The 24,245-nt window shown below is 66.1% G+C and carries 18 protein-coding genes; 9 read left to right on the forward strand and 9 right to left on the reverse strand.

Going from position 1 to position 24,245, the window contains the following annotated elements:
• Nucleotides 1-76 precede the first annotated feature (76 nt).
• The 7 genes from B3349_RS17470 to urtE all read left to right on the forward strand — a co-directional run bounded on the left by B3349_RS17470 (nucleotide 77) and on the right by urtE (nucleotide 10,648).
• A complete protein-coding gene (locus B3349_RS17470; protein ID WP_291590652.1) occupies nucleotides 77-3,697 on the forward strand; it encodes an ATP-binding protein in 3,621 nt (1,206 codons plus the stop codon).
• On the forward strand, nucleotides 3,694-4,668 hold the full coding sequence (locus tag B3349_RS17475) for a response regulator transcription factor (protein ID WP_291590654.1): 975 nt from the start codon (nucleotides 3,694-3,696) through the stop codon (nucleotides 4,666-4,668). Before B3349_RS17470 ends, B3349_RS17475 begins: the two co-directional genes overlap by 4 nt.
• Before the next feature lie 148 nt (nucleotides 4,669-4,816).
• Entirely contained in the window at nucleotides 4,817-6,085 is a 1,269-nt protein-coding gene (gene urtA / locus B3349_RS17480; protein WP_066536757.1) for an urea ABC transporter substrate-binding protein, read from the forward strand.
• A gap of 117 nt (nucleotides 6,086-6,202) precedes the next feature.
• Nucleotides 6,203-7,804 (forward strand): urea ABC transporter permease subunit UrtB, encoded by a 1,602-nt coding sequence (gene urtB / locus B3349_RS17485; RefSeq protein WP_414646930.1) that lies wholly within the window; start codon nucleotides 6,203-6,205, stop codon nucleotides 7,802-7,804.
• Nucleotides 7,805-7,864: 60 nt separating this feature from the next.
• Nucleotides 7,865-9,031, forward strand: a complete 1,167-nt coding sequence (gene urtC / locus B3349_RS17490; RefSeq protein ID WP_291590655.1) for an urea ABC transporter permease subunit UrtC — start codon at nucleotides 7,865-7,867, stop codon at nucleotides 9,029-9,031.
• Nucleotides 9,028-9,900: an urea ABC transporter ATP-binding protein UrtD gene (gene urtD / locus B3349_RS17495; RefSeq protein ID WP_291590656.1), complete on the forward strand. Its 873-nt coding sequence runs from the start codon at nucleotides 9,028-9,030 to the stop codon at nucleotides 9,898-9,900. Before urtC ends, urtD begins: the two co-directional genes overlap by 4 nt.
• A gap of 55 nt (nucleotides 9,901-9,955) precedes the next feature.
• Nucleotides 9,956-10,648, forward strand: coding sequence for an urea ABC transporter ATP-binding subunit UrtE (urtE, locus tag B3349_RS17500; protein ID WP_066536735.1), 693 nt, complete (start codon nucleotides 9,956-9,958; stop codon nucleotides 10,646-10,648).
• Nucleotides 10,649-10,736: 88 nt separating this feature from the next.
• Here the strand turns inward: urtE and B3349_RS17505 are convergent, their stop codons facing one another.
• Nucleotides 10,737-11,711, reverse strand: coding sequence for a Bug family tripartite tricarboxylate transporter substrate binding protein (locus B3349_RS17505; protein WP_291590657.1), 975 nt, complete (start codon nucleotides 11,709-11,711; stop codon nucleotides 10,737-10,739).
• 1,079 nt (nucleotides 11,712-12,790) lie between these two features.
• On the opposite strand from B3349_RS17505, the gene B3349_RS17510 reads away from it, so the two are divergent.
• Nucleotides 12,791-14,353: a methyl-accepting chemotaxis protein gene (locus B3349_RS17510; RefSeq protein ID WP_291590658.1), complete on the forward strand. Its 1,563-nt coding sequence runs from the start codon at nucleotides 12,791-12,793 to the stop codon at nucleotides 14,351-14,353.
• Between the two features lie 171 nt (nucleotides 14,354-14,524).
• Here the strand turns inward: B3349_RS17510 and B3349_RS17515 are convergent, their stop codons facing one another.
• The 7 genes from B3349_RS17515 to B3349_RS17545 all read right to left on the reverse strand — a co-directional run bounded on the left by B3349_RS17515 (nucleotide 14,525) and on the right by B3349_RS17545 (nucleotide 20,625).
• Nucleotides 14,525-15,355 carry an urease accessory protein UreD gene (locus B3349_RS17515; RefSeq protein WP_291590659.1) on the reverse strand — a complete coding sequence of 277 codons (831 nt, stop codon included), beginning with the start codon at nucleotides 15,353-15,355 and terminating at the stop codon, nucleotides 14,525-14,527.
• A gap of 110 nt (nucleotides 15,356-15,465) precedes the next feature.
• Nucleotides 15,466-15,993, reverse strand: a complete 528-nt coding sequence (locus B3349_RS17520; RefSeq protein WP_225608723.1) for a nucleoside deaminase — start codon at nucleotides 15,991-15,993, stop codon at nucleotides 15,466-15,468.
• Nucleotides 15,994-16,249: 256 nt separating this feature from the next.
• On the reverse strand, nucleotides 16,250-16,657 hold the full coding sequence (locus B3349_RS17525) for a cupin domain-containing protein (RefSeq protein WP_291590661.1): 408 nt from the start codon (nucleotides 16,655-16,657) through the stop codon (nucleotides 16,250-16,252).
• A 151-nt stretch (nucleotides 16,658-16,808) separates the two neighbouring features.
• Complete coding sequence (locus tag B3349_RS17530; RefSeq protein ID WP_291590662.1) at nucleotides 16,809-17,585, reverse strand: ABC transporter permease; 777 nt, start codon at nucleotides 17,583-17,585, stop codon at nucleotides 16,809-16,811.
• Between the two features lie 17 nt (nucleotides 17,586-17,602).
• Entirely contained in the window at nucleotides 17,603-18,433 is an 831-nt protein-coding gene (locus B3349_RS17535) for an ABC transporter ATP-binding protein (protein ID WP_291590663.1), read from the reverse strand.
• A gap of 59 nt (nucleotides 18,434-18,492) precedes the next feature.
• Complete coding sequence (locus tag B3349_RS17540) at nucleotides 18,493-19,524, reverse strand: ABC transporter substrate-binding protein (RefSeq protein WP_291590664.1); 1,032 nt, start codon at nucleotides 19,522-19,524, stop codon at nucleotides 18,493-18,495.
• 75 nt (nucleotides 19,525-19,599) lie between these two features.
• Nucleotides 19,600-20,625: an ABC transporter substrate-binding protein gene (locus tag B3349_RS17545; protein ID WP_218333667.1), complete on the reverse strand. Its 1,026-nt coding sequence runs from the start codon at nucleotides 20,623-20,625 to the stop codon at nucleotides 19,600-19,602.
• A gap of 328 nt (nucleotides 20,626-20,953) precedes the next feature.
• Between B3349_RS17545 and B3349_RS17550 the strand changes: the two genes are divergently transcribed.
• Nucleotides 20,954-21,607: a flavin reductase family protein gene (locus B3349_RS17550; RefSeq protein ID WP_291590666.1), complete on the forward strand. Its 654-nt coding sequence runs from the start codon at nucleotides 20,954-20,956 to the stop codon at nucleotides 21,605-21,607.
• Nucleotides 21,608-21,857: 250 nt separating this feature from the next.
• On the opposite strand, the gene B3349_RS17555 is transcribed toward B3349_RS17550, so the two are convergent.
• Nucleotides 21,858-24,155, reverse strand: coding sequence for an NADP-dependent malic enzyme (locus B3349_RS17555; RefSeq protein WP_291590667.1), 2,298 nt, complete (start codon nucleotides 24,153-24,155; stop codon nucleotides 21,858-21,860).
• Between the last annotated feature and the right edge of the window lie 90 nt (nucleotides 24,156-24,245).

The raw sequence follows: 24,245 nt of genomic DNA on the forward strand, positions 1-24,245 counted from the left end.
AGCGGGCGCGCCTCTGCTGGGCGCCACGGCAGCAGCGGCGTGCGGTGCGGCATGAAAGCTGCAAGCGTGGGCTTTCATGGCCCGTCCCCCGCCGATCCCCGTTGCCGACAACCCCTCCGCAGCCGCCGCAGAGCAGGTAGTGGGGACGCCTGCCGCGCAGCAGGTGGTCAAGGTGCGCCGCGACTACAACACCTGGGTGGCCACGGAGACCCTGGAAGACTACGCGCTGCGCTACACCCCCCAGCGCTTTCGCAAATGGTCCCATGCGCGGGTGGCGCACACGGCCTTCGGTGCCGCCTCGTTCCTGATTCTGGAGGCCGTGGGGGCCACGCTGCTGGTGCAGTACGGCTGGGCCAATGCCTTCTGGGCCATCCTGGCCACGGGGCTGATCATTTTTGCGGCGGGCCTGCCCATTAGCATCTACGCCGCGCGCTACGGGCTGGACATGGACCTGCTTACGCGCGGTGCGGGGTTTGGCTACATCGGCTCCACCATCACCTCGCTGATCTACGCCAGCTTCACCTTCATCTTTTTTGCGCTGGAGGCGGCGGTCATGGCCTATGCGCTGGACCTGGCGCTGGACATCCCGCCCGCCTGGGGCTACCTGGTCTGTGCGCTGCTGGTGATTCCGCTGGTCACCCACGGGGTGTCCATCATCAGCCGGCTGCAGGTGTGGACCCAGCCGCTGTGGCTGGTGATGCTGGTGGTGCCGTTTGTCTATGTGGCGATCAAACAGCCCCAGGTGTTCAGCGAGGTGCTGCACTACGGCGGCGAGCGCAATGCCGGCGCCGGCTTCAGCCTGCCGCTGTTCGGCGCCGCGCTGACCGTGGGCATTGCGCTGATCACGCAGATGGGCGAGCAGGCCGATTACCTGCGCTTCATGCCCCAGCCCGTGCGGGGCCAGCGTGGGCGCTGGTGGGCGGGGGTGCTGCTGGGTGGGCCGGGCTGGGTGGTGCTGGGCGTGGCCAAGATGCTGGGTGGGGCGCTGCTGGCCTACCTGGCTATTTCCCATGCCGTGCCGGCCGAGCATGCGGTGGACCCGAACCAGATGTACCTGGCCGCCTACGAGAACGTGTTTCCCCATTACAGCTGGGCGGTGGCGGCCACGGCGCTGTTTGTGGTGATCTCCCAGCTCAAGATCAATGTGACCAATGCCTATGCCGGTTCGCTGGCGTGGAGCAATTTCTTCTCGCGCCTCACGCACAGCCATCCGGGCCGGGTGGTGTGGGTGGTGTTCAATACCTTCATCGCCTTCATGCTGATGGAGATGAATGTCTTTCGTGCGCTGGGCGAGGTGCTGGGCCTGTATTCCAACCTGGCCATCGCCTGGATCATGGCCGTGGTGGCGGATCTGGTGATCAACAAGCCGCTGGGCCTGTCGCCGCCGGGGATCGAATTCAAGCGCGCCCATCTGTACGACATCAACCCCGTGGGAGTGGGCGCCATGGCGCTGGCCTCCTGCCTGTCGATCGCCGCGCACCTGGGGGCGTTTGGTCCGCTGGCGCAGGCCTTCTCGGCCGTGATCGCCATGGTCGTGGCCCTGGTCAGCGCACCGTTGATCGCGTGGGCCACCAAAGGCCGCTACTACATCGCACGCAGCGCGCAGTCGGGTTGCGTCAGCTGCGCGCAGTGCAGCGCTGGCGGTACCGCCGCGGCCACGACCACCCTGCGCTGCACGGTCTGCGACCGCAGCTACGAAGCACCGGACATGGCGCACTGCCCGGCCTATGGTGGCTATATCTGCTCGCTGTGCTGCACGCTGGATGCGCGCTGCGGCGATGTCTGCAAGCCGCAGGCCCACCTGGCCGTGCAGTGGCGCAGCGCCTTGCGCTGGCTGCTGCCCCGGCCGCTGTGGCAGCTGCTGGACAAAGGCCTGGGCCATTTCCTGCTGTTGATGCTGGTGATCGCCCCGGTGTTGGCCGCCGTGCTGGGGCTGCTCTACCACCAGGAGCTGCAGACGCTGGAGCGCGCGGCATCGCCCGCCACGGTGCAGGCGGCGGCGGCTTCGGTGCGGGCCACCTTGCTCAAGGCCTATCTGGGCCTGCTGCTGATTGCTGGCATCGTGGCCTGGTGGCTGGTGCTGGCCCAGAAAAGCCGGCGCGTGGCGCAGGAAGAGTCCAATCGGCAGACCGGCCTGCTGGTGCGGGAAATCGCCCTGCACCAGCAGACCGATGCCGAACTGCAGGCCGCCCGTAAGCTGGCCGAAGAGGCGCGCGCCATTGCCGAAGCCGCACGCGAAACCGCTGACCAGGCCAACCAGGCCAAAAGCCGGTATCTGAGCGCCATCAGCCATGAGCTGCGCACGCCGCTCAACAGCATCCTGGGGTACGCGCAGCTGATGGGGGCGGACAACAGCGTGCCGCCGCACCGCCAGCATGCGGTGCAGGTGATCCGCCGGGGGGGCGAGCACCTGCTGTCGCTGATCGAAGGCACGCTGGACATCGCCCGCATCGAATCCGGCAAGCTGGCGCTGCAGGTCGCGCCCATGCGTTTTGCCGAAGGCATGCAGTCGCTGGCCGACCTGTTTGCGCTGCAGGCCCAGGCCAAGGGGCTGGAATTCCACTACGACGTGCAAGGCAGCCTTCCGTCGGTGGTGCGGGCAGATGAAAAGCGCCTGCGCCAGATCGCCATCAACCTGCTGGGCAATGCCATCAAATTCACCACGCAGGGCAGCGTGACGCTGCAGGTGCGCTATGCGCGCCAGATGGCCACGCTGCGTGTGATCGACACCGGCCCCGGCATGGAACAGGACGAGCTGGTACACATCTTCGAGCCCTTTGCCCGCGGCAGCAGCGCCGGTGGCACGGGTGGCGCCGGCCTGGGCCTGACCATGGCCAAGATGCTGACGGAGCTTATGGGTGGCGCGCTGACGGTCGAAAGCCGGGCCGGCGCCGGGGCCTGCTTCCAGGTGAGTTGGTTTCTGCCCTCAATCGACGATGTGGCCGCAGTCGCCGTGGCGCCCTTGCGGGTTCCGGTGGGCTATGTGGGGGAGCGCCGGCGCGTGCTGGTGGTGGACAACGAAGAAGCCGACCGGGGCGTGTTGCTGCAACTGCTGGCCCCTTTGGGGCTGGAGGTGCAACTGGCCGCCAGCGGCCATGCGGCGCTGGCCCTGGTGGCCGAGGGCTGGGTGCCGCATGCCGTGTTCATGGACCTGGCCATGCCCGGCATCGACGGCTGGGAAACGCTGCGCCGCCTGCGTGCCATGCACGGCAGCGCCATGGCCTGGGCCGTGGTCTCGGCCAACGCCTTCGACCGGGAACTGCCCAACGATGTGGGCATCACCCCGCAGGACTTTCACACCAAGCCGGTGCGCCACAGCGAACTGCTGCTGTGGCTGGGCCGCAGGCTGCAGCTGTCCTGGCTGTACGCAGATGAAACACAGCTTGCGCAGGCTGCTCCGGTTTCTGCCCCGGAAGGGGGCCGGACAGGCGGGGCGCCGACGGCCATGCCCCTGCCGGCTGCGGAACTGGGCATGGATATGGAAATCGGCATGAACGTGGACCTGTCTGCACTGCGCCAGGCTGTGGAACTGGGCTATGTGCGCGGGGTGCGCCAGGCCTTGCAGGCCCTGGACGCTGCCCACCCCCAGCATGCGGTGCTGTGGGCGCAGTTGCGCGGCATGGCCCGGCAATTCGATCTGGAAGGCATGGCGCAGCTGCTGGTGCAGCCGCCTCTGCAACGGAGGGCCGCCGCATGAATGCGCAGGACGATGTGGTGCTGATCGTGGACGATGTGCCGGACAACCTGGCCATGCTGCACGATGCGCTGGACGAAGCCGGCTACACCGTGCTGGTGGCCCTTTCTGGCGAGCAGGCGCTGCAGCGTGCCGTGCAGGCGCAGCCGGACATCGTCTTGCTGGACGCCATGATGCCGGGCATGGACGGCTTTGAGGTGGCCCGCCGCCTGAAGGCGGATGCGCGCACCGCACCGATCCCCGTGGTCTTCATGACCGGGTTGACGGAGACCGAGCATGTGGTGGCCGCCCTGGCCGCCGGAGGCGTGGACTATGTCACCAAGCCCCTGAAGCCGGCCGAGGTGCTGGCGCGCATGGGCGTGCACCTGGCCACCGCCCGCCGCGCACGGCAGCAGACACAGCAGGCCCTGCAGGCCCGCAGTGCCCTGGATGCCTTTGGCTATGCCAGCATGACGGTGCGCGTGGGCGACGGGCGGGTGCTGTGGCACACCCCGCTGGCGCGCACGCTGCTCCAGCGCTACGGCGGCCTGGGCCTGCCTGTGGTGCCGGCGGCCGTGCAGGAATGGATGGCGCGCCAGCATGCCGCCGTGGTGGCCGGCGGTGGCGAGCCGCCGCGCATGGCGCTGACCGCGGTACAGCCCGCGGCGGAGGGTGGGGCCGACGGCCGTCTGCTGCTGCACCTGCACCCGCCGATGGAAGAGGGCGAGGCGGGGGAACTGCTGGTGGTGATGCGCGAGGAATCCGGCAGCGCCGCCATCACCCTGCTGCGCGACGCCTTTGCCCTGACCGGCAAGGAAGCCGAGGTGCTGTACTGGGTGGCGCAGGGCAAGATCAACCGCGACATTGCCGACATCCTGGGCAGCAGCCCGGCCACGGTGAAAAAGCACCTGGAACGCATCCACACCAAACTGGGGGTGGAAACACGCACCGCGGCGGCGGCATCGGCGCTGGGACGGTTGCGCCAGGGCGGCTAGGCGGGCGAAGGGTCGTTGGGCGGCTATGGCGTACGCCATCCGGCGTATATACGCCAGCCGGGCGGATTTTTAGCATGCAGGTCATGGTGATTGCACTGGCCGCTGGCACAGGCAACACCACCCCCTTATCCAAGAGAGGAGTTCCTTCATGCCCCGTCGTTTCACCCTCAAGACCCTGGCCGCTGCCGCAGCAGTCGCCGGCATCGGCTTCACGGCCCTGTCCGCCCAGGCCGCCGACACCATCAAGGTGGGCGTGCTGCACGCGCTCTCGGGCACCATGGCGATTTCGGAAACCGCGCTGAAAGACATGGCCCTGATGACCATCGAGGACATCAATGCCAAGGGCGGCGTGCTGGGCAAGAAGCTGGAGCCGGTGGTGATCGACACCGCCTCCAACTGGCCGCTGGCAGCGGAGAAGGCAAAGCAACTGGTCAGCCAGGACAAGGTGGCGGTCACGTTCGGCTGCTGGACCTCGGTGTGCCGCAAGTCGGTGCTGCCGGTCTATGAAGAAACCAACTCCCTGCTGTTCTACCCCGTGCAGTACGAAGGCGAGGAACTCTCCAAGAACGTGTTCTACACCGGCGCAGCGCCCAACCAACAGGCCATTCCCGCAGTGGAATACCTGATGGGGGACGACGGCGGCAACGCCAAGCGCTGGGTGCTGCTGGGGACCGACTATGTCTACCCGCGTACGGCCAACAAGATCCTGCGTGCTTTCCTGAAGGCCAAGGGCGTGGCCGACAAGGACATCATGGAGGCCTACACCCCCTTCGGCCACAGCGACTACCAGACCATCGTGGCGGACATCAAGAAGTTCGCTGCCGGCGGCAAGACGGCGGTGGTCTCCACCATCAACGGCGACTCCAACGTGCCTTTCTACAAGGAGCTGGGCAACGCCGGCATCAAGGCCACCGATGTGCCCGTGGTGGCCTTCTCGGTGGGTGAGGAAGAGCTGCGCGGCCTGGACCCCAAGCCCCTGGTGGGCCACCTGGCTTCGTGGAACTACTTCATGAGCGTGAAGAACCCCACCAACGACGCCTGGATCAAGCAGTGGTCGGCCTACGCCAAGGCCAAGAAGCTGCCCGGCCAGTCCACCAAGCCGCTGACCAATGACCCGATGGAAGCCACCTATGTCGGCATCCACATGTGGAAGCAGGCCGTCGAGAAAGCCAAATCCACCGATGCGGACAAGGTGATCGCCGCCATGGCCGGCCAGACCTTCAAGGCACCCAGCGGCTTCACGCTGACCATGGACCCCAAGAACCACCACCTGCACAAGCCTGTGCTGATCGGTGAGATCAAGGCCGACGGCCAGTTCAACGTGGTGTGGAAGACCAAGGGCCCCATCAAGGCCCAGCCCTGGAGCCCCTACATCGACGGCAACGACAAGAAGAAGGACGAGCCCGAGAAGAAATAACGCGGCCGCCGCAGGGGTGCGTGCCTGGTGTGCACCCCCGGCGGACATGGCGCGGTTTCCTCCACGGCCCGTCCTGTGCGACGGGCCGTTGTCACAACCAGACAGGCAAGAGTTTCTATGCTGTTCAGAATTTTGCGCACGATCCGGCCCTTGCTGGCAGCCGCTGTGGCCTGCGGCGCGCTGTGGCAGGCACCGGCCCAGGCCCTGACGGCCGAGCAGGCGCTGGCCATGGCCGACGGCGACAACGCCGCGCGCGTGGCCGCCATGGCCGATGCCGTGGCCCATGGCGACGGCCAGCGCACTGCAGATTTTCTGCAGGCCATGCAGGACGGTGACGTCCAGATTGCCGTAGGCCGCGCATTCATCGTGCGTGCCGGGCAGGGCGTGGACCCTGTCACCGGCCAGCCCGTGCCCGTGCCCGAAGGGTCCGAAGACGTGGGCACCAACAACCGCATCCGCCGCGAAATCGGCAATGCACTGGCCTCCCTGAATCTGCTGGTGGGCGACGAGGCCACGCGCCTGGACGCGGCGCGCGCCATGCTCAAGGGCGCCACCCCCGACCGCCTGCCGCTGCTGGACAAGGCCATGGCCCAGGAGCGCAGCGCGGCCGTCAAGGCCGAGCTGGAGCTGGCCCGCTCGGCCGCCCAGCTGGGCAGCCAAGACCCCGCCCAGCGCATCAAGGCAGCGGCCCAGCTGGCGCAGCGTGCCACCCCGGCCACACGCCTGCTGCTGAACGAGCGGCAGGCCCAGGAAACCGATGAGAAGGTGCAGGCCGCGCTGCAGCGCGCACAGGCCGAAGTGGCCGACAAGCTGGCCTGGGGCGAACGCCTGGGCGTGGCCTTCACCGGCGTGAGTCTGGGCACCATCCTGCTGCTGGTGGCCCTGGGCCTGGCCATCACCTACGGCCTGATGGGCGTGATCAACATGGCCCACGGCGAGCTGATGATGATCGGCGCCTACGCCACCTACCTGGTGCAGGGCGTGTTCCGCAGCTACCTGCCTGAATTCTTTGACTGGTATCTGCTGGCCGCCGTGCCGGCGGCCTTTCTGGCATCGGCCCTGGTGGGCGCCATCATGGAACGCGGCGTGCTGCGCTTTCTGTACGGCCGTCCGCTGGAGACCTTGCTGGCCACCTGGGGCATCTCGCTGGTGCTGATGCAGCTGGTGCGCTCCACCTTCGGCGCACAGAACGTGGCCGTGGAAAACCCGGTGTGGATGAGCGGCGGCCTGCAGGTGCTGCCCAACCTCACCCTGCCGTGGAACCGGCTGGTCATCATCGTGTTCGCGTTTGCGGTGCTGGCCGGCGTGGCCTACCTGATCGCCCGAACCCGCATGGGCCTGTTCGTGCGCGGCGTCACGCAGAACCGTCCGATTGCATCGTGCATGGGCGTGAACACCGCACGGGTGGACACCATGGCGTTTGCCCTGGGCAGCGGCATCGCCGGGCTGGCCGGCTGCGCCCTCAGCCAGGTGGGCAATGTGGGGCCGGACCTGGGGCAGAGCTACATCGTGGACTCGTTCATGGTGGTGGTGCTCGGCGGTGTGGGCCAGTTGGCCGGCACCGTCTACGCCGCACTGGGCCTGGGCCTGCTGAACAAGTTCCTGGAAGGCTGGACCGGTGCGGTGCTGGCCAAGATTGCGGTGCTGGTGTTCATCATCGCCTTCATCCAGAAGCGTCCGCAGGGCATCTTCGCCATGAAAGGCCGCAGCGCGGAATGACCATGCAGCCATCTCCTGTACCGCTGTGCCGCTTCCCATGCTCCGCCAAGGACCACTGATATGACGACATCTTCCTTGAAAACGAATGTGCTGCTGCCGGCCTCGTCCCTGCCGGGGCGCAGACCGTTGCTGAGCAAGGCCGGCTGGTCGGCCTTCCTGCTGGCGCTGATCGCCGTGTGTGCGCTGGCGCCGGTGCTCAACCTGTGGGTGCCCGAAGGCAGCACCCTGCACCTGTCGGATTACGCCGTGCGCCTGCTGGGAAAGATCATGTGCTACGCGATCTGCGCCCTGGCCATGGACCTGATCTGGGGCTATACCGGCATCCTGAGCTTGGGACACGGCCTGTTCTTTGCGCTGGGCGGCTATGTGATGGGCATGTACCTGATGCGCCAGATCGGCACCGATGGCAGCTACCAGAGCAGCCTGCCCGACTTCATGGTGTTCCTGGACTGGAAGGAATTCCCCTGGCACTGGGCGCTGTCGGACAGCTTTGTGGCCACGGTGATCCTGGTGCTGGCCGTGCCCGGCGTGCTGGCCTTCGTGTTCGGCTGGTTCGCCTTCCGCTCGCGCATCAAGGGCGTGTATTTCTCCATCATCACGCAGGCCATGACTTATGCGGCCATGCTGCTGTTCTTCCGCAACGAAACAGGTTTTGGCGGCAACAACGGCTTCACCGACTTCAAGCGCATCCTGGGCATGCCGCTGGCCACGCAGGAAATGCGCATGGCACTGTTCGTCATCACCGGCTGCACCTTGCTGGGCTTCTTCCTGCTGGCGCGCTGGCTGGTGGGCAGCAAGTTCGGCAGGGTGCTGCAGGCCATCCGCGATGCGGAGACGCGGGTGATGTTCTCGGGCTACTCGCCGCTGCAGTACAAACTCACCATCTGGGTCATCAGCGCCATGATGTGCGGCGTGGCCGGTGCCTTGTATGTGCCGCAGGTGGGCATCATCAACCCCGGCGAAATGTCGGCCGCCAGCTCGATCGAGATCGCCATCTGGGCGGCCGTGGGCGGGCGCGGCACCCTGGTCGGCCCCATTGCCGGCGCGTTCGTGGTCAACGGTGCCAAGAGCTGGCTCACCGTGGTGGCGCCGGAATTCTGGCTGTACTTTCTGGGCGGCCTGTTCATTGTGGTGACGCTGTTCCTGCCCGATGGTATTGCCGGACTGGTGCGCAAGCTGCGCCGCCGCAAGCTGGCGGACAGCAGCAAAGAGGAGGGCCGCGCATGACGCCCGACCTGATGGAAGAAGGCACGCGCCGCATGCAAGCGGTCGCGGTCAAGGCGGCGCAGGACACGGAGTCCGGCGGGCGCAAGGCGGGCTATTCGCGCATCGCCACGCCGGGCGAGGTGGACACCACGCACGGCCGCATCCTGTACCTGGAAGACGTGCATGTCAGCTTTGACGGTTTCAAGGCCATCAACGGCCTGAACCTGGACATCGCCCCGGGCGAGCTGCGCTGCATCATTGGTCCCAATGGTGCGGGCAAGACCACGATGATGGACATCATCACCGGCAAGACCCGGCCCGACAGCGGCACCGTGTTCTTCGGCTCCACCATCGACCTGCTGCGCCACAACGAGCCCCAGATCGCCCAGCTGGGCATCGGCCGCAAGTTCCAGAAGCCCACGGTCTTCGAACAGCTGACGGTGTTCGAGAACCTGGAGCTGGCGCTCAAAACCCACAAGGGGGTCAAGCACAGCATGTTCTTCCGGCTCGACAGCGCGCAGAGCGACCGCCTGGCCGAGGTGCTGCACACCATCCACCTGGCGGGCAGCGTGCACCGCATGGCCGGCGAGCTCAGCCATGGGCAGAAGCAGTGGCTGGAGATCGGCATGCTGCTGATGCAGGACCCCAAGCTGCTGCTGCTCGATGAACCGGTGGCGGGCATGACGGACGACGAAACCGCGCGCACGGCTGAGCTGTTTCTGCGCCTCAAGGGCCAGCATTCGCTGATGGTGGTGGAACACGACATGTCGTTCATTGCCACCATCAGCGAAAAAGTGACCGTGCTGTGTGACGGCTGCGTGCTGGCCGAAGGTACCTTGGCCCAGGTGCAGGCCGATGAGCGCGTGATCGAGGTCTACCTGGGGCGCTGAGACGCTGCTATGAATATGGAGAGCGTGCAGACGCTCCGGAAATGGATGGAACCCGATGCTTGAAGTTCGCAACCTGCACCAGTACTACGGCGGCTCCCACATCCTGCGCGATGTGAGCGTGCAGGCCGTGCCCGGCAGCATCACCGTGCTGCTGGGGCGCAACGGCGTGGGCAAGACCACGCTGCTCAAGAGCCTGATGGGCCTGGTGCCGATCAAGAGCGGCACCATCAGCTGGAACGGCAAGCCCATCCAGGGCCTGACGCCGTATGAGCGCGCGCGCAGCGGCATCGGCTTCGTGCCCCAGGGGCGCGAGATCTTCGGCCGCCTGAGCGTGGAGGACAACCTGCGCATGGGCCTGGCCTACAAAAGCGGCCGTACGCCGATTCCGCAGGATCTGTATGCGCTGTTCCCGGTGCTCCAGCAGATGCTGCACCGCCGCGGCGGCGACCTGTCCGGCGGCCAGCAGCAGCAGCTGGCCATTGCCCGTGCGCTGGCGCCTGCGCCGGGGCTGCTGATTCTGGACGAGCCCACCGAAGGCATACAGCCCAGCATCATCAAGGACATCGGCCGCGTGATCCGCATGCTGGCCAAGGAGCGGGGCATGGCCGTGCTGCTGTGCGAGCAGTACTACGACTTTGCCGAGGAACTGGCCGACCACTACCTGGTGATGGAGCGCGGCGAGGTGATCGCCAGCGGGCCGGGCAGCGAGATGCAGGAAAAAGGCATCCAGAAGCTGGTGGCGATCTGATTGCCTGGCGCCGGGGAGCCCGCCGCGCCATGAAAAAAACGACCTCCATAGGAGGTCGTTTTTTGTCGGTCCGGGGTGCGGAGGAGGGTCAGTCCGCCGTGGCGCCCGAGGCCTTGACGGCGGCGCCCCACTTCTTGATGTCGGCGCTGATCAGCTTGGCGAACTCGCCGGTGGACATGCCAAACGCGTCGGCACCCAGCTCGGAGATCTTCTGCTTGACGCTGTCCTGCGCCAGTATGTCCTGCACGTACTTGTTCATGCGCTCGGCCAGATCCTTGGGCAGGCCCTTGGAGCCGATCATGCCGTACCAGGGTTCCACTTCGAAGTTGGTGAAGCCCAGCTCATGCAGGCTCTTGACACCGGGGAACTTGGGCGAGGCGTGTTTGCTGGTGATGGCCAGGGCCTTGAGCTTGCCGCTGTCGATCTGGGGCTTGAGCGGCACGGGATTGTCGATGGCGTACTGCACCTCGTTGGCCATCACTGCCACTACCAGCGGGGCCGAGCCCTTGTAAGGCACATGGGGCACCTTGATCTTGGCTTCGGTGTTGAACATCTCGGCAATCATGTGCTGGGGCGAACCGGCGCCGGCCGAGCCGAAGTTGATCTTGCCCGCCTTGGCCTGGGCCATCAGTTCCGGCACGCTGTGGATGCCCGACTTGGGGCTGGTCACCAGCAGGAACGGGGCCTTGGCGATGGTGGTGATGGGCGTCAGATCCTTCTCGGGGTGGTAGGGCACGCTCTTGTACAGCGAGGGCGAGATCACCACCGGGCTGCTAGATCCGACCAGGAAGGTGCCGCCATCGGGCTTGGCACGGCTGACATAGGCGGTGGCGATGTTGCCATTGGCGCCGGCCTTGCTTTCCACGATCACATTGGCGGTGATGCGCTTTTCCAGTTCGATGGCGATGATGCGCGCCAGCATGTCGCTGGTGCCGCCGGGGGCATAGGGTTGCACCAGGGTGATGGTCTTGACGGGCCAGGCGTCCTTGGCGTGGGCCAGGGGAGCCAGGGCGGCAGTCAGGCTCAGGGCGACCGTGGTGGCCAGGATGGTTCGGCGGAACATGTCCACTCCTTCTCACTCTGCCCGCAGAGGCGGGCGTTTTTTGGAAGCGCGGTGGCACCGCACAGGCCGCGTGGCAGGCTGGCACAGGGGCTGGCAGTGCGCCAGCCGGGAGTCAGTCGCCACAGCGGACAGGGGCAGCAGGCACCGCTCTGTCGGGGATCCCCAGAATGGGGCGGGCGCTTAACGCCAGTTTCATTTGGTTGTTATATGGTTATCCCTTAATTGTTAACCCTTGAGTTACCACTTTTCTGACAGAAACATGAAAGCGCTTGAAAAAAGGTGCTGCCGCGGAGTGAGTGCTTCGGTGGGCTTCGACGGGTGCTGTTGGAACGTGGGCGCCAGCGTGTGGCAGGGCGCTGCAGGGCTGGGCGCACTGCGCACCGCCGTGGGGAGCACGCAGGCATGCTCCAGCGCATCGGGCCGTGGGAGCGCAGCCGCCGTGGTGGTGGCCAGCCTGCAGCCGGTGTTGGATTCCGGTTTCAATGCTCCAGTCTTGCCTTGCATCAATTTCTATTCAGATGGAAATTCCATAGAATTTACAAATCGAAACTTTTGCGGATCAGCGCGCGTCCACCCGCCTTGGCGGCGGTGGGGCCGGGTGAGGAAGTGTGATGGAGTATTTCAGGGCACCCGCGTTCTGCCACCGTACCAGGGTGATGACGGACCCGGGAGGGATTGTGTGCCTGTGTGGCAAATCGCTGGACCTGCACCGTGCCTGGCAGCAGGGCATGCCGGGCGCAGATTCGCAATGCGTGCATTGCCGGCGCTGCTATGACAGCCGCGCGCAGCTGATTTCGGCCCGTCGCCAGCCTGGCTGCCAGCAGCTGCCCCAGGCGCCGCAGCAGCTGCAGGGGGCGGTGGCTGCCGGTGTGCGTTCGCGCCAGCTGTGGCGTGAGCGCGGCGCTGAGCTCCCAGGCCCTGCTGCACCGGTGTGCAGCCCTTTCGATACCGATTCCTCTTCTGCAGATCCCATGCAGCGCGCGTCCTGAAAGCTCTCTTTCCTTTTTTCCTCCCGCTGCTTCGCCTTCTTCTCTTCCCTGACACCATCCGGCGGGCTTTGCCGCGCCACTCTCTTTGCCATGCGCCAGAACCTGCCTGTCACCCTCCACGAGTTCCAGTTTCCCGATGACGAGCTGCTGATGTCCACCACGGACAGCCAGGGCAACATCACCCACTGCAATGCCGCCTTCGTGCGTGTCAGCGGCTTCAGCATGGAAGAGCTGATGGGCCAGCCCCACAGCCTGGTGCGCCACCCCGACATGCCGGCCGAAGCCTTCCGCGATATGTGGGCCACCATCGGCCATGGCCGCAGCTGGAAGGGCATCGTCAAGAACCGCCGCAAGGATGGCGGCTTCTACTGGGTCCAAGCCCACGTGACGCCCATCATGCAAGGCGGCAAGCCCGTGGGCTATATGTCGGTGCGGGCCAAACCCACGCGCGAACAGGTGCAGGCGGCCGAGCAACTCTATGCCCGCCTGGCGCAGGAGCGGGCCAAGGGCCAACCCGGCATGGTGCTGCATGCCGGCCATGCGCGCCTGCTGGGGCTGCGCAATCTGTTCGGAAAAATGCAGCGCGCCAACTTCACGCTGCGCATCGCCGCCGTGGTTCTGCCGCTGTTGCTGATGGGCAGCCTGCCCGCCGTGCTGGGCTGGACCGGCGCGTGGCAGGTGGGGCTGCAGGCCGCAGCCATGGTGCTGTGGAGTGCGCTGGGGCTGGGCTGGCTGCACCGCACCCTGACGCAGCCCTTTGCGCTGACCCACCGCTTTGCCAAGCAGCTGGCCAGTTGCGAGCTGGACCGCCAACTGCCACTGGTACCGGGCCGCCATCCGATGGCGCTGCTGATGGAGCACCTGCACCAGGTGCATTTCAATCTGCGGGCCATCGTGGGCGATGCGCGCCATGAGATCGACAGCTTCAGCCACCTCTCGCGCGATCTGTCCGGCAACGCCCGCAGCCTGTCCGAGCGCACCGAGCTCCAGGCCGAGCGCCTGCAGCAGACGGCCGCCGCCATGACGCAACTGGCCGGCAGCGTGGAGCAATCCCAGCAGACCACCGAAGAAGTGCTGCAGCAAAGCGGCAAGAGCGCCCAACTGGCGGAACGGGGCGGCCAGGCCATGCAGAAGGTGGAGGACATGGTGCACCAGCTGCGTGATTCGTCGCAGCAGATGGGCCAGATCATCACCACCATCGAAAGCATTGCCTTCCAGACCAATATCCTGGCGCTGAATGCGGCGGTCGAAGCCGCGCGCGCCGGCGAACAGGGGCGTGGCTTTGCCGTGGTGGCCGGCGAGGTGCGCACGCTGGCACAGCGCAGCGCCGAAGCGGCCAAAGAAATCAAGCGGCTGATCTCCGGCTCCAATGACCGCATCCACCAGGGGGCGGAGCGCATGCAGGAAGCCAGCGCCACCATCTCCCAGGCGGTGCAGTCGGTGGCACAGGTGAGCCAGCTGGTGCAGGAAATTGTGGAAACCTCGCGCGAACAGGCTCTGGGCATTGCACAGGTGGACCGTGCGATTGGCGAGCTGGATGCGGTCACGCAGGAAAACGCCCGCATGTCCGAGGTGTCGGCCCATTCCGCCGGCCACATGAGCAGCAACGCCGGCGTGTTGCACCGCACACTGGAAGTGTTCCGCATGCGTTGACGGCGGGCGGGCGGTGGCGTGGGACCATGCCGTCCCCCCTGTTTTTCTGCCGCCGTGCCCTGTCTGCGGCCGCTTCCTCCGATGTGTTGCGCCTTTCCTGTTGGACGACGGATGTTGTCGTCCAGGGGTTGCCGCACCGGGCACTGCCGAGGGCTGAAAACGTTTCGCTTCTTACATGGACCAGATGCGGGGCAGCGGCGCTTCCTGCTCCCACAGCAGCCGGCGCCACAGCGCCCAGACCTGCTGCCACAGCTGCATCAGCGGCTCCACCAATGGGGCCAGGCCGCGCAGCACCAGTACATGGTCGTTGGGGCTGGTGACCCCGCACCACGGGCCCTGGGGGTGGCTGGCCAGCAAGGCGTGTGTGGCTTCCTGCACCTGTTCCCGGCGGGCACGGGACAGGGCGCTGCCGCAGGCAAACACCAGGCTGCCCAGGCAGCGCTGGCCGGCCAGACCCAGCGGGCCATCCAGCAAGGGGGCATCGTTGGCGCGGATCAACCCGCGTTCCAGCCAGCGGCCGGGCCATTCCATGTGCTGCAGGAATTCACCGCGCAACCAGGGCGCATCGGCATGGGGCAGGCCCAGGGCCGTGATGTCCCAGGCCAGCAGTTCGGCGTCGGGGGCCAGGTCCAGTTCCAGCTGGTTGCGGGCCAGACAGCCGTTGTAGGCAATGGCTTCCAGCGGCAGCCATTCCAGGCGGGCACCGGCCTCCAGCCGCAGGCGCGTGCGTTGCAGTGCCGGTTCACCTTCGCTGCGGTAAAAGCGCGTGGCGCCCGGGGTGGTGACCAGGGCGTGGGCTCCCGGGCCGGCGTGCACCTGGATGTCCAGGGTGTCCCCGCCCACCAGCCCGCCAGGCGGATGGACCAGCACATGGTGGCAGATGGCAGGGCCTTCGGGGTAGAGGCTGCGCAGCACGCGCAGCGGGCCGTCGTGGGTGAAATGCGCGGCCGTGCGGCCGGCGCGGTGGTGGTAGTCGAGGGAGAGGTGGGCGTGCCAGGGCATGGTCAAGCTGCAAGCAGACACTGTGCCAACTTGGTGCGTATGCCCGTCAGCGCTGCACCATGGCGGCTGGACTGCTCACCGAAGCAGAGCATGGCCAGCTAGTGTGGATATCAGGAGGAGGGCGGGAACCAGCTGTCCTCGTACACCGCCAGGGCTTCGTTGACCAGGGCCGGGCCGATGCAGGTGATGGCATAGGTGGCGTTGTCGAACACAGTGTGGCAGTCCAGCGTGCTGCCGCGCAGGTCGGGCCGGATCTGCAGCAGCCGCGTATCGTCCAGGCCGAACACCACGCGGCCGATGCCGGCGTTGCAGATGGCGCCGGCGCACATGGCACAGGGCTGGGCCGACGCATAGAGCGTGGCGCCCGCCAGCAGTTCGGGTGCCACACGGGGGTTGCCCAGCTGGCGCACGGCGTTCATTTCCGCGTGGCCGGTGCAGTCGCCCGTCTCGCGGGTGTTGCTGAAGGCCTCGGCCAGGATGCGCCCATCGGCGGCCACCACCACGGCTCCGAAAGGCCGGTTGCCGCGGGTGCGGGCCGCATTCGCCCAGACAAAGGCCTGCCGCAGGTACTTGGCATCGGTCGCGGACAGAGGCTGTCCTTCGGGGGGGCGGTCATCCATCATGGGTGCTGCGAGCATGCGCGCCTCCTGGGCGGGTGCGGGTAACAAGGCCGCCTGGGCGCAGGCGGGGGTAGCAGAGCTATTGCATGTCGCATGCCAGAAACGACTTCTTACATCCGCGCCAGGAAGGGCGGCGGGACAGGAGGCGGGTGGCGGCCTTGGATGGGAGAGAGGGTGCGCCGTCGACGCAGTGCAGATACGCTGCGCCTGCTATGCAAATCAAAGCGTTAGCTGCGCCGGAGCGCGCTGCCGGCACACCGGCCGCACGCGGGCCTCATGCCGCTGCAGGCGCATCGACCTCGGTGGTGACAAACACTTTCTTCACGCGTTCGTCCACTTCCCAGTGGCCGCTGAAGCCGTCGGGCAAGACGAAGCTGTCACCCGCCTGGAAATGGTGCACGCTGCCATCCGGGTCCACCAGGCGGCAGCTGCCTTCGATGATGTGGCAGAACTCGATATAGCCCTGGATATGGGAGCGGAAGGCGCCGGCCGTGGCTTCCCAGACGCCGGCATTGGCTTTGCCGCCGTTGCCGCTGAACACGTCCAGTGTCTTGTAGGTGGTGTGACCGCGCAGCGGGCGGCTGGGCTGGCCGCTGCGGGCCTGGGACAGGTCGCTGGGGTCGATGCGCACCAGTTTGACGGGAGCGGTGGGGGCGGCGGAAAAGGGGGCAGAGACAGTCACGGCAGGCATCCAGAGCGGGGCAAGCTGCGCATGGTACAGAGTGCCGGGGGCACCCAAGACCGCCTGCCATGTGGGGGCATGCGGCTTTTGCCGTGCCCATGCAAAAAAGGCCTGCCACCGGGGCAGGCCTTTGCACGCGGCACGGGGCCGCTCAGTGGTTGTTGGCGCCGCGGTGGGCCCAGCCGGTGGTGCGCTTTTCCACCAGGCTGAACAGCTCGTACATCACCATGGCCATGGCCCCCACCACCAGCAGGCCGGCAAATGCCAGACCCATCTGCATGGACGAGCCGGCCGAGATCAGCAGGTAGCCAATGCCTTCGTTGGCCGCCGTCATCTCCGACACCGTGGTGCCCACAAAGGCCAGCGTGATGGCGACCTTGAGCGAGCCGTAGAAGTAGGGCAGCGAGCGCGGCATGCCCACCTTGATCAGCACATCCCAGCGTTTGGCCCCCAGCACGCGCAGCACGTCTTCCAGCTCGGGCTCCAGCGTAGCCAGGCCGGTGGCGATGTTGACCATGATCGGGAAGAAGCTGATCAGGAAGGCCGTCAGGATGGCCGGGCCGATGCCGATGCCGAACCACACCACCAGAATCGGCACGAAAGCCGCCTTGGGCAGGGCGTTGAAAGCGGTCATCAGCGGGTAGACGGCGGCATAGGCCAGGCGCGAGCTGCCGATGAGAAAGCCCAGCAGCACACCCACCACGATGGCGATGCCAAAGCCGGCCATCGTCACCCAGAAGGTGCGCCAGGCATGGCCGGCGATCACGGCGTGGAATTCCAGGAATTGCTGCAGGATCAGCCAGGGGCTGGGGAAGATGAATTCCGACACCTGGAAGGCCGAGCAGACCACCTGCCACAGCACGATCACGGCGAGCAGCAGCAGCCAGGGGGACCAGCGTTCCAGCAGTTTGTTGTTCAGTTTGTTCATGGCAATGTCCTGGGCGCTTATTGGTTGATCACGGCGCCGTCTTTGCGCAGCGCGCCGATGTGGCCACGCAGCTCCAGCACGATGTCGGTGAATTCCTTGGTGTAGGTCAGCTCTAGGTCGCGCGGGCGGGGAAAGTCGATATCGCGGCGCACCACAAAGCGGCCGGGGCTCTTGCTCATCACATACACGGTATCGGCCAGGAAGACCGATTCGCGCAGGTCGTGCGTCACCAGAATCACGTTGAACTGCTGTTCGGCATGCAGGTCGCGCAGAATGCACCACAGCTCTTCGCGGGTGAAGGCATCCAGCGCGCCGAACGGCTCGTCCAGCAGCAGCATCTTGGGTTCGTGGATCAGCGCACGGCAGATGCTGGCGCGCTGCTGCATGCCGCCCGACAGCTGCCAGGGGAACTTGTCTTCATAGCCGCCCAGACCCACTTTCTTCAGCAGGTTGCGGGCGCGTTCTTCGTATTCCTTGCGCTTGGCCTTGAACTGGCTGCGGTGGGGTTCCACGATCTCCAGCGGCAGCAGCACGTTGTCCACCGTGGTGCGCCAGGGCAGCAGCGAGGGCGACTGGAAGGCCATGCCCGAAATCTTCAGCGGACCGGTGACGGGCTGGCTGTCGATCAGGATCTTGCCCATGCTGGGCATGCGCAGGCCGGTGGCCAGCTTCATGAACGTCGATTTGCCGCAGCCCGAGGGGCCGACGATGGCGATGAACTCGCCACGGCGCACTTGCAGGTCAATGGCCTCCACCGCGAAATGGTTCTGTGCCAGCAACTCGTCGTTGTAGGCCAGCCAGACGTCACGGAAATCAACAAAGGCGGGGTCTTGGGAGGAAGCCGTCATAGGGGTCATTTCAAAGGGCGGTGCAGGGCGGCGCACGCATGGCCGCCCTGCATCCGGGTTTAGCGCTTGGGCAGCACGTCCAGTTCGGCGGCAGAGGGCAGGAAGCTGCCGTTCCACACCGCGTTGGCGGGCACCGGGTTCTTGGTGGCATAGGCCTTGGACACCTGCTCGGCCATCTGGGCCAGGCGTTCCTTGCGCAACTGGCCAAAGCCTTCGTCGCGTGCGCCCTTGCTGTCGATGGCGGTATCAATCGTCAGCTTCAGGCGCTTGACCTCGAGTGCGGTATTCACCAGACCGTCCTTGGCCTTCATCGAGGCGATGGCGGCTTCGGGGCTGGCAATGGCTTCCTTGGCGCCCTTCGCAAAGGCTTTCAGGAAGGCGCGCACGGCCTCGGGCTTTTCGGCGATCAGCTTGGGGCTGGCGATGATCACATTGCCGTAGAGCTGCACGCCATGGGTGGCATAGGGCAGCACCACAATGTCTTCGCGCTTGACGCCACGGGTCTCCAGATTCAGCAGGCTGGTGAAGGTGTAGCCGGTGACCGCATCCAGGTCGCCGCGCGCCAGCATGGTCTCGCGCAGCGGCGGGTCCATGGTGGTCCACTGCACCTCGCCCACGCCATTGGCCTGGGCGAAGATGGGGAAGGTGCGGCGGCCGGCGTCAAAGATGGGGGCGCCCAGCTTCTTGCCGGTCAGGTCGGCGGCCTTGGTGATGCCGGATTTCTTCAGCGCCATCACCGACGCCGGCGTGGTGTTGTAGATCACCATGATGGCCACGGGCTTGATGGGCGCGTCCGGGTTGTTGGCGTGGAACTCCATCAGCGCGGCCAGGTCGGCAAAACCCAGGTCGTGGGTGCCGGAGGCCACGCGCTGGATGGCGCCTGCACCGCTGGCGGCCTCGACGTTCACATCCAGGCCGGTCTCCTTGAAATAGCCTTTCTGTTCGGGGTGCACGAACAGGGCGGCCGGGCCTTCGAAGCGCCAGTCCAGCTGGAACTTGAGCGGGGTCAGCGCCGGGCTGGCGACAGCCCAGGTGGTGGCGGTGGTGGCCAGAACGGCCATGGCGCTACGCAGAAAGGAACGTTTGTTCACGGTGCAGATTCCAATGAGGGAGAGTCATTGCCCCTGGGCTGGCACCGCAGTGGCGCAGGCCCAGGGGGGCGTGGTTTACTTCTTGGGCAGCACGTCCAGGACGGCGGCGGAGGGCAGGAAGCTGCCGTTCCACACGTCTTCGGCCTTCACGCGGGTCTTGGTGGCGTAGGCGTCGGACACTTGCGAGGCCATCAGTGTCAGGCGGCTGTTGTCCAGGCGGCCAAAGCCTTCCTTGCGGGCGTCGGGGCTGTTGACCACGGTGTCGATGGCCAGCTGCAGGCGGCGGGTTTCCAGTGCCACATTGGCGATGCCGTCACGGGCCTTGACGGACTGGATGGCCTCGGCAGGGTGGGCCATCACGTCCTTGGCGCCTTGGGAAAAGCCGGTCAGGAATTTCTTGATGGCTTCGGGGTTTTCCTTGATCAGCTTGGGGCTGGCGATGATCACGTTGCCGTACAGCTTCACGCCGAAGTCGGCGTAGGGCATGACCACCACATCCTGGGCCTTGGCGCCACGCGCTTCCAGATTCAGCAGGCTGGTGAAGGTGAAGCCGGTGATGGCGTCCACATCACCGCGCACCAGCATGGTTTCGCGCAGCGGAGGGTCCATGGCCGTCCAGGCCACATTGCCCACCTTGTTGGCCTTCTCGAAGATGGGGAAGGCCTTGCGACCGGCGTCGAACACCGGAGCGCCCAGCTTCTTGCCCTTCAGATCGGCGGGGGTCTTGATGCCGCTCTTCTTGAGCGCCATGACGGACGACGGCGTGTTGTTGTAGACCACCATCACGGCCACGGGCTTGTTGGGCGCATCGGGGTTGTTGGCGTGGAATTCCATCACCGAGGCCAGGTCGGCAAAGCCCATGTCGTAGGTGCCCGAAGCCACGCGCTGCACGGCACCACCGGAGCCATTGCCTGCATCCACCGTCACATCCAGGCCCTGGCCCTTGAAGTAGCCCTTGGCCACCGGCTGCAGGAAGAAAGCGGCCGGGCCTTCAAAGCGCCAGTCCAGCTGGAACTTGATGGGCGTGTCGGCGGCATGGGCTGCGCCCCAGGCCAGGGTCACAGCAGCTGCGGCGGCTTTCAGGAAAGAACGTTGGTGCATGGATGCTCCTCACTTCATCGGTTGCAAAAGGGGTCTGCAGCCTTCAGTGCAAGATCGGTGCCATGTGTATACAAAATCGCCGAATGCGTTCTGCGGGGTGTGGTGCACGGATCTGGTGCCGGGTGGACCGAGGAAAACCTGGCCGTGGTGCACGCTTGCAAGTTCTTGGTGCGCCGGGCGACGAACGGCATCCCAGGCCTTTTGGCCCGCCCCGGCTCTGCACCAGCGCTGGGCATGGCATTTGCAAGAAAACAGGCCGACATGCGCCGTATGCCGCGCAGCCTGCTATCCCCCCTACCGGTGCCCGCAACGGCACAGAGAAACTGCAATGACCGAAATTGATTTTGCGCAGCTGGACACCTATGCCCGCTACAAGCTGATGGCCAGTCTGATCGTGCCGCGCCCGATTGCGCTGGTGACCACGCTGGGTGCCGACGGCACCGTGAATGCCGCCCCCTTCAGCATGTTCAACATGATGGGCGAGGACCCGCCCGTGGTGATGCTGAGCGTGAACAAGCTGCAGGATGCCGCGCAGAAAGACACCGCCACCAACATCCTGCGTGACCGGGAGTTTGTGGTGCACATCACCGACGAAGCCATGGCCGCCGCCATGCACCGCTGTGGCGACCGTCTGCCGCCGCACCACAGCGAACTGCTGCACACCGGGCTGACCGCCACGGCATCGCAGAGCGTGAAGCCGCCGCGCATTGCGGAGGCCCCGGTGGCCTTCGAGTGCGTGCTGCACGAGACGCTGGAGACGGAGAGCCGCTATGTCTTCATCGGCCGCGTGCAGTGGCTGGCGGTGCGCGATGGTCTGGTGGATACCGAGAAATGGCGGGTGCGCCTGCAGGACTTCTTCCCGGTGGGCCGCTTCGGTGCCAGCTTCTACGTTAACTGCCGCGACCGCTTTGCCATCGAAGCCCATGAAGGGCTGGCGCAGGCGCGGGACGGGGCCGCAAGCACGGCCATCGACGAAATGTGAGGCGCAGGCCTGCCGCTCTGCGGTGCGGCAGTGGCAATGACGGTGGATACCTGCCGGATTCCACGCTGAAGATCTGCAGCCCGGTGACAGACCGGGTATGCGCTGGGCATTGAAATGCCGGGCCTGCCGCCGGTCTGCCGGCGGCAGGGCTGCTGCGGCCACCGGCTCTGCACCGGCCCATGAAAAAAGCCCCCGGCCGGTGGCAGGGGGCTTGGCGGCAGTCCGCCAGGGACTGCAGGTGCGCGGAGGCTCAGGCCTTGCGGGTCTGGGCCTGTGCGGCGGCCAGGGCGGTCATGTTGACCACGCGGCGCACGGTGCTGGAAGGTGTCAGCACATGGGCTGCTGCGGCGCCGCCCAGCAGCATGGGGCCAATGGTGGTGCCGTGGGCTGCCGTGGTCTTGAGCACGTTGAACAGGATGTTCGCGGCGTCCAGGTTGGGGCAGATCAGCACATTGGCTTCGCCGCTGAGGGTGGCGTCCTGCACGGTGCGGCTGCGCACCACGGGATCCAGTGCCGAGTCGCCGTGCATTTCGCCATCGCATTCGATGCCGGGGTTGGCCGCGGCAAACAGGTTGCGGGCGGCGCGCATCTTCAGTGCCGACTTGCGGGTGGACGAGCCGTAGTTGCTGTGCGACAGGAAGGCGACCTTGGGCGGCAGACCGAAGCGGGCCACTTCGTCGGCGGCCATCTTGGCGATCTGGGCCAGCTCTTCGGCGGTCGGGTCTTCGTTGATGTAGGTGTCCGCGATGAACAGGGTGCGGTTGTCCAGCATCAGCGCGTTCACGGTGGCCATGCGGTCGGCGCCGGCCTGGTGGCCCAGCACTTCCTCGATGTGGGCCAGGTGCTTGTCGAACTTGCCGACCAGGCCGCACAGCATGGCATCCGCATCGCCCAGGTGCACCATCAGTGCGGCGATCACGGTGTTGGAGCGGCGCACGGTGGACTTGGCACCTTCCAGGGTGATGCCGTCACGGCCCATCAGCTGGTGGTAGGCCTCCCAGTACTGGCGGAAGCGGGGATCGTCCTCGGGGTCGCAGATTTCCACATCCACGCCGGGCTGGATGCGCAGGCCGGCCTTGGCAATGCGGGCTTCGATCACGGCAGGGCGGCCGATCAGGATGGGCTTGGCCAGGTTGTCGTCCACGGCCACCTGCACGGCGCGCAGCACGCGCTCGTCTTCACCTTCGGCATAGGCCACGCGCTGGACCTTGCTCTTGGCTGCGGCGAACACCGGGCGCATGAACATGCTGGTCTGGTAGACGAAGCGGCTCAGGCTTTCGCGGTAGGCCTCGATGTCCTCGATGGGGCGGGTGGCCACACCGGATTCGGCGGCGGCCTGGGCCACGGCCGGGGCGATGCGCAGAATCAGGCGCACGTCGAAAGGCGTGGGGATCAGGTAGTCGGGGCCGAACTTCAGTTCCTTGCCCTGGTAGGCGGCGGCCACTTCATCGCTCACATCCTGCTTGGCCAGGGCGGCGATTTCGCGCACGCAGGCCAGCTTCATGGCTTCGGTGATCTTGGTGGCGCCGCAGTCCAGCGCGCCACGGAAGATGTAGGGGAAGCACAGGACGTTGTTGACCTGGTTGGGGTAGTCCGAGCGGCCGGTGGCCATGATGCAGTCCGGGCGAACGGCCTTGGCCAGTTCGGGGCGGATTTCGGGCTCGGGGTTGGCCAGGGCCAGGATGATGGGCTTGTCGGCCATGGTCTTGACCATGTCGGCCGTCAGCACGCCAGGGGCCGAGCAGCCCAGGAACACGTCGGCACCGTTGACCACATCGGCCAGCGTACGGGCTTCGGTCTTCTGTGCGTACTGGGCCTTGGAGGCGTCCAGGCCGCCGGGGCGGCCTTCGTAGATCACGCCCTTGGAGTCGACCATGAAGACGTTCTCGCGCTTCACGCCCAGACCCACCATCACGTTCACGCAGGCAATGGCGGCCGCGCCGGCGCCGGAAACAGCGACCTTGACCTTGCCGATTTCCTTGCCCACCAGTTCCAGACCGTTGAGCAGGGCGGCGCTGGAGATGATGGCCGTGCCGTGCTGGTCATCGTGGAACACCGGAATGTTCATGCGCTTGGAGAGTTCCTGCTCGATGTAGAAGCACTCGGGCGCCTTGATGTCTTCCAGGTTGATGCCGCCCAGCGTGGGCTCCATCGACGCGATGATATCGATCAGCTTGTCCGGATCGCGCTCGGCCAGTTCGATGTCGAACACATCCACGCCGGCAAACTTCTTGAACAGGCAGCCCTTGCCTTCCATCACCGGCTTGGCGGCCAGCGGGCCGATATCGCCCAGACCCAGCACGGCGGTGCCGTTGGTGATCACGCCCACCAGATTGCCACGGGCAGTGAACTCGGCCGCCTGCGAGGGGTCGGCTTCGATGTCCAGGCAGGGGTAGGCCACGCCCGGCGAGTACGCCAGCGACAGGTCGCGCTGGTTGGACAGGGGCTTGGTGGGGGTGACGGAAATCTTGCCCTTGTTGGGGCTGCGGTGGTATTCACGGGCCGCGTCGCGCAAGGCTTGTTCAGCGGTGGACAGGTTTTGTGTCATAGAAAAAATCTCAACGAAAAAGCTCGGAGCTGTCTGGAAGCTTACCTGATGGCCGCGTTCCGTGGAGGGAAGTCGAACCCCGTGATCAGG

This window comes from Comamonas sp. UBA7528, assembly GCF_002479375.1.
In the GTDB taxonomy this organism is placed as follows: domain Bacteria; phylum Pseudomonadota; class Gammaproteobacteria; order Burkholderiales; family Burkholderiaceae_C; genus Comamonas.

Coding starts and splice junctions, on each gene's coding strand:
- urtB (WP_414646930.1), top strand. CDS start 6,203: ATGCTGTTCAGAATTTTGCGCACGATCCGGCCCTTGCTGGCAGCCGCT.
- B3349_RS17545 (WP_218333667.1), bottom strand. CDS start 20,625: ATGCACCAACGTTCTTTCCTGAAAGCCGCCGCAGCTGCTGTGACCCTG.
- B3349_RS17505 (WP_291590657.1), bottom strand. CDS start 11,711: ATGTTCCGCCGAACCATCCTGGCCACCACGGTCGCCCTGAGCCTGACT.
- urtC (WP_291590655.1), top strand. CDS start 7,865: ATGACGACATCTTCCTTGAAAACGAATGTGCTGCTGCCGGCCTCGTCC.
- B3349_RS17515 (WP_291590659.1), bottom strand. CDS start 15,355: ATGCCCTGGCACGCCCACCTCTCCCTCGACTACCACCACCGCGCCGGC.
- B3349_RS17510 (WP_291590658.1), top strand. CDS start 12,791: ATGCGCCAGAACCTGCCTGTCACCCTCCACGAGTTCCAGTTTCCCGAT.
- B3349_RS17470 (WP_291590652.1), top strand. CDS start 77: ATGGCCCGTCCCCCGCCGATCCCCGTTGCCGACAACCCCTCCGCAGCC.
- urtD (WP_291590656.1), top strand. CDS start 9,028: ATGACGCCCGACCTGATGGAAGAAGGCACGCGCCGCATGCAAGCGGTC.
- urtA (WP_066536757.1), top strand. CDS start 4,817: ATGCCCCGTCGTTTCACCCTCAAGACCCTGGCCGCTGCCGCAGCAGTC.
- urtE (WP_066536735.1), top strand. CDS start 9,956: ATGCTTGAAGTTCGCAACCTGCACCAGTACTACGGCGGCTCCCACATC.
- B3349_RS17555 (WP_291590667.1), bottom strand. CDS start 24,155: ATGACACAAAACCTGTCCACCGCTGAACAAGCCTTGCGCGACGCGGCC.
- B3349_RS17550 (WP_291590666.1), top strand. CDS start 20,954: ATGACCGAAATTGATTTTGCGCAGCTGGACACCTATGCCCGCTACAAG.
- B3349_RS17520 (WP_225608723.1), bottom strand. CDS start 15,993: ATGCTCGCAGCACCCATGATGGATGACCGCCCCCCCGAAGGACAGCCT.
- B3349_RS17535 (WP_291590663.1), bottom strand. CDS start 18,433: ATGACGGCTTCCTCCCAAGACCCCGCCTTTGTTGATTTCCGTGACGTC.
- B3349_RS17530 (WP_291590662.1), bottom strand. CDS start 17,585: ATGAACAAACTGAACAACAAACTGCTGGAACGCTGGTCCCCCTGGCTG.
- B3349_RS17475 (WP_291590654.1), top strand. CDS start 3,694: ATGAATGCGCAGGACGATGTGGTGCTGATCGTGGACGATGTGCCGGAC.